Source organism: uncultured Chryseobacterium sp., from assembly GCF_913776365.1.
Lineage (GTDB): Bacteria > Bacteroidota > Bacteroidia > Flavobacteriales > Weeksellaceae > Chryseobacterium.
Window position 1 is genome coordinate 1 of sequence record NZ_CAJYMO010000303.1, and the last position, 2611, is coordinate 2611.

At 45.3% G+C, this 2611-nt stretch carries 3 protein-coding genes; all 3 read right to left on the minus strand.

Going from position 1 to position 2611, the window contains the following annotated elements; all coding sequences use genetic code 11:
* Window positions 1-1334 (minus strand): 5'-3' exonuclease H3TH domain-containing protein (locus QZ735_RS15625; RefSeq protein ID WP_294250245.1); only part of this gene is annotated, 1334 nt, incomplete at its 3' end.
* A gap of 567 nt (window positions 1335-1901) precedes the next feature.
* Window positions 1902-2333 carry a hypothetical protein gene (locus QZ735_RS15630; RefSeq protein WP_294250247.1) on the minus strand — a complete coding sequence of 144 codons (432 nt, stop codon included), beginning with the start codon at window positions 2331-2333 and terminating at the stop codon, window positions 1902-1904.
* A 1-nt stretch (window position 2334) separates the two neighbouring features.
* A partial coding sequence (locus QZ735_RS15635) for a hypothetical protein (RefSeq protein WP_294250250.1) occupies window positions 2335-2611 on the minus strand: 277 nt, incomplete at its 5' end.

Consider the following 2611-nt stretch of genomic DNA (forward strand, 5'->3'; position numbering starts at 1 on the left):
TTCCTGAGGATCTTATAATCGAATTTCAGGTTATGGGCGACTTTAACGAGGTCTTCCTTTTCAAAGAACGGCCTGAAAATCTCCAGGGTCTGCAGCACTTCTCCCTGATCTTCAGAAAGGGGAACATAATAGGCCAGCCCTTTTTTGTAGGAAAAGCTCATGCCCACCAGTTCGGCTTCCAGTTCATTCAATGAGGTGGTTTCGGTATCAAAACATACGACCCTCTGCTGCAGAAGATTCTTTACCAGCAGCTTCTGGGCTTTCGGATTATCAACGAACTGATACAGATGATCATTGTGTTCAATGGTTGATTTCGTTCCGGCTGCCTGGTCCAGTTCTTCATACGTGGCAAAAAGGTCCAGCTGACCTACTGCCTGAGCAACTTTCTGCTGCGGTGTCGTTTCGGTAACATTTACTTCCACCACCGTATTTCCGGTAACGGCCGGTGCAAAAGCCCGGAATAAATTATCGTACAGCCTTCTGAATTCGATTTCATCGAAGACTTCCTTTACTTTTTCAAAATCCGGGGTTTCCAGGTCGTACTGTTCCTGATGGAATTCCACCGGTGCATCGCAGATAATGGTTGCCAGCTTTTTAGACAGGATGCCACGCTCTGCCGAAGCTTCCACTTTTTCTTTCAGCTTCCCTTTCAGTTCATGGGTATTGGCCAGCAGGTTTTCGATGCTTCCGTATTCTTTCAGGAACTTCATGGCCGTTTTTTCACCTACGCCTTCCAGTCCGGGAATATTATCCACCGCATCGCCCATCATAGCCAGGAAATCGATAACCTGTTTCGGGCGTTCGATCTGGTATTTGGCATTCACTTCTTCCACGCCTAAAATCTCAACTTCACTTCCTTTCAGTCCGGGTTTGTAAATCTTTATCTTGTCGGTAACCAGCTGGGCGAAATCTTTATCCGGCGTTACCATAAAGGTCGTATAGCCTTCTTTTTCCGCTTTGCAGGCAATGGTTCCGATCACGTCGTCAGCTTCATATCCGGGTACACCCAGGATCGGAATGTGCATGGCCTGCAGGATCCGGTGGATATATGGGATCGCTGCTGTAATGGCTTCAGGTGTTTCACTGCGGTTGGCTTTATACTCCAGGAAATCCGTGGTTCTTACACTGGCTTCCCCCACGTCGAACACGACAGCAAGATGAGTTGGCTTTTCCCTGCGGATCAGTTCGATGAGTGAATTGGTAAAACCGAAGATGGCAGAAGTGTCCAGTCCGGCACTGGTGATCCGCGGGCTTCTGATCAATGCATAATACCCTCTGAAAATCATTGCATAGGCATCGATAAGAAAGAGCCTTTTGTCCTGTGTTGCGTCCATATTTTCCATAAAGAACAAAGATAAGGAATTAGTTTTCTTTTTATCAAGGGGAAACCTGAGATTCGGAAATATTGTGCCGGATTGCGTGCAGGAGTTGTTGTATCAAAGCATGATGTTAAAAGATAATACCATTTCTGGGATGCTCTCGTATTTTATCGTTGATTTTTTATCGGGTTGGACCTAGTGCTGATATGATGATGCCCGGGATACATCGGGTTGTACCAATTCCGGTGTGATACTGCCCTTGATGCATCGGGTTGTACCCGATGCTGAAATAAGCCGCCCCTTTGGGGCTTGCCCATGTTGAGGACAGGAGTTTTTGTTGGTGACTGTGTTCATCGGGTTGTACCTGATACTGATGTGATGATGCCCTCGATGCATCGGGTTGTACCCTATGCTGAAATAAGCCGCCCCTTTGGGGCTTGCCGATGTTGAGGACAGGAAGTTTATTTAAAGACAAGGTGGTTATGAAAACGGGAGCAGCTAAAGATCATGTTAGGTATCATTTTTAAAATGGTTTGGATTATTGATCTGGTGTTGACATTTATTCAGGTGGATTTTGTTTTATCAGCAGTCATGATTTTCATAATTGATTTTTTCCAGCATATCCCGATAGTTTTCTGCCTGTTTCGGGCTGACTGCCTGTTCTTTGAGGATAACGGGAAGCTGCCTTTTTCCATCAGGGCTGATCCAGAGGCCTTTAAGATTGCTTCCTTCTTTCCTTACGATCATCAGACCAGTAAAACCATCCTCTACCATGGCGTACTGGTTTTTATTGTTTTTGGAAATACTGAGCTGCAACCAGTTGCTGACTTTATCGTATCGGTAGATTCCACTGTAAAAGGGATCTCCGCCACATCCGTTTTCTTCTTCCTGAAGGTAGAGCGTTACCTGTATGGTACCGTCCACGGTTCCGGTATAGAGAAAGGATTTCGTCTGTGCCTGCATCATGGCAAACAGTCCTGAGAGGGTGATGAGTAAAAGAATTGTTCTGGTCATTTTAAATTTTTATTAAAAATAGGAAATCCCTGCGGTATGTAAAAGTCCCGTTTATCAGCAGGAGGTCTTCCGTCATAGCCCGGATAGGAACGGCATCCTTTTTTGTTTTTATGCTGACTCCAGCTATAAAGTCCGGAATTGATAAAAACAAAAAAGATACAGTGGATAGCCGGATAAAGCTCCCGGAAATGATGGGTGGATGAATGATAAATGATGAGTGATGGGCGATGGTTGATGGGCGATGGTTGATGAGCGATGGTTGATGAATAGTGAATGAT